Source organism: Caballeronia sp. (assembly GCF_049581465.1).
Taxonomy (GTDB): Bacteria; Pseudomonadota; Gammaproteobacteria; order Burkholderiales; family Burkholderiaceae; genus Caballeronia.
The window spans coordinates 1-2,325 of sequence record NZ_JBAUSA010001246.1; the positions used below are offsets into that span (position 1 = coordinate 1).

At 62.5% G+C, this 2,325-nt stretch carries 1 protein-coding gene; it reads left to right on the forward strand.

Translation table 11 applies throughout. The annotated features are described in order from the left end of the window. Positions 1-177: 177 nt before the first annotated feature. Positions 178-2,325 (forward strand): glycogen debranching protein GlgX (glgX, locus tag WCA53_RS30360; protein WP_423920130.1); only part of this gene is annotated, 2,148 nt, incomplete at its 3' end.

Consider the following 2,325-nt stretch of genomic DNA (forward strand, 5'->3'; position numbering starts at 1 on the left):
CTCAACCCTCGCTCCACACTCTCCGCGAGCAGCACCCTTCTCAACCCTCGCTCCACACTCTCCGCGAGCAGCACCCCGCTCCACCCTTGCCCCCCACTTGCCGCTGACCAAGCACCACCCCAAACACGCACCGCGCGCAGCCCCCTTTGGTGCCAACGAACGAAAAAAAGGCCCGCAATGCCAAATTCATTCCCCGATAAATTGCTCCCGGGCGCACCCTACCCGCTCGGCGCCAACTGGGATGGTCTAGGCGTCAATTTCGCCGTGTTCTCCGCCAATGCGCAAAAAATCGAGGTCTGCCTCTTCGATACCACCGGCCGCAAGGAACTGACCCGCTTCGAACTGCCCGAATGCACCGACGAAATCTGGCACGGCTATCTCCCCGGCGCACATCCCGGCACGGTCTACGGCCTTCGAGCACACGGCGCCTATGCGCCGCACCACGGACATCGCTTCAACCCGCACAAACTCCTGCTAGACCCCTACGCCAAGAAACTCGTCGGTCATTGGCGCTGGTCCGACGCACTATTCGGCTATCGCGTCCACTCGAACCGCCTGGATCTATCAATGGACCGGCGCGACTCAGCACCCGCCATGCCGAAATGCGTCGTCACCGACGACGCCTTCGACTGGTCCCGCGACGCCCGCCCAAACGTGCCGTGGGGCGAAAGCGTGATCTACGAAACGCACGTGCGCGGCACCTCAATGCTGCGCCACGACATCCGGCAACACGAACGCGGATCGTTCGCCGCGCTGTCATCGCCATGGTTCATCGAGCATCTGCAGAAACTCGGCATTACGGCAGTCGAATTCCTGCCCATACACGCGTTTCTCAACGACCGCTTTCTAGTCGAACGCGGACTGCGCAATTACTGGGGCTACAACACCGCTGCGTTCTTCGCTCCCGAACCCTCCTACCTGTCAACCAACCGCCTGAACGAAATGCGTATCGCGGTGCGGCGGCTGCACGCAGCAGGCATCGAAGTGATTCTCGACGTGGTCTACAACCACACATGCGAAGGCAACGAACTCGGGCCGACCGTGTCGTGGCGCGGGCTCGACAACGCCAGTTACTACCGCCTGATTCCCGGCGACGAACGTCATCACATCAACGACACAGGCTGCGGCAATACAGTGAACCTGTCGCACCCGCGCGTGCTTCAAATGGTCATGGATTCACTACGCTACTGGGCGACGGCTTTCAATATCGACGGCTTCCGTTTCGATCTCGGCGTCACACTCGGTCGTGAAGGCCACGGTTTCGATCAAGGCTCCGGCTTCTTCGACGCCATTCGCCAAGACCCCATCCTGAACACGCGCAAAATGATCTCCGAACCCTGGGACATCGGCCCTGACGGGTATCAGGTCGGCAATCATCCACCCGGGTTCGCCGAATGGAACGACAAGTTCCGCGACGGCGTCCGCCGTTTCTGGCGCGGCGACGCAGGCGTGCGCCCCGACCTCGCCGCGCGGCTCACAGGTTCCGCGGAATTGTTCCACCGGCGCATGAGAAAACCATGGGCATCGGTGAACTTCGTGGCATCGCACGACGGCTTCACAATCGCCGACGTGACGGCCTATCAGCAAAAGCACAATGACCTGAACCAGGAAGGCAACAACGACGGCCATAACGAAAACTGCAGCGCGAACTGGGGGGTGGAAGGTCCCACCGACGACCCCGACATCATCGAGACGCGCGCTCGCGTGGCGCGCGCACTGATCGCCACCAACCTTCTCTCGCTCGGCACCCCCATGCTCCTCGCTGGCGATGAGTTTGGCCGCACCCAGCGCGGCAACAATAACGCGTATTGTCAGGACAACGAGATCTCGTGGATGGACTGGGACGAGGCGGCTTCCCTCGCCGGACGCGCGATGAACGATTTTGTCGCGCGCATGATCGCACTGCGCAAAAACTACCCGCTGCTGCGCGAAATGCGCTTCCTTCACGGCGATCGCGAAGTGCTGCCCGGCCTCTACGACGTGAGCTGGTTCGACGAGCGCGGCGTGCCGCTGTCCATCGATGCGTGGCACGACCCCGAAGGACGCGTGCTAACGCTGCGCCGCGCAGGACCCGGGCTGGATGGCGAGATCGACGTAATCCTCATCATGATGAACGGCTCCTCAGAGCCGGTGACTTTCGCGCCGCCCGCGCCGCACTTGGAATGGAACGTGCTTATTCATAGCGCCGTGCCCGACGCGCTGCAAAGTGCGTTGATCGGCAGCGAGATGGAAGTGCAGGCGCACAGCGTGGCCGTGCTGCTCGCGCAACCCACGGGCGACGCCGACTGGCAGGCGGTGTGGATGGCAGGCGCGCACGAGGGGCCG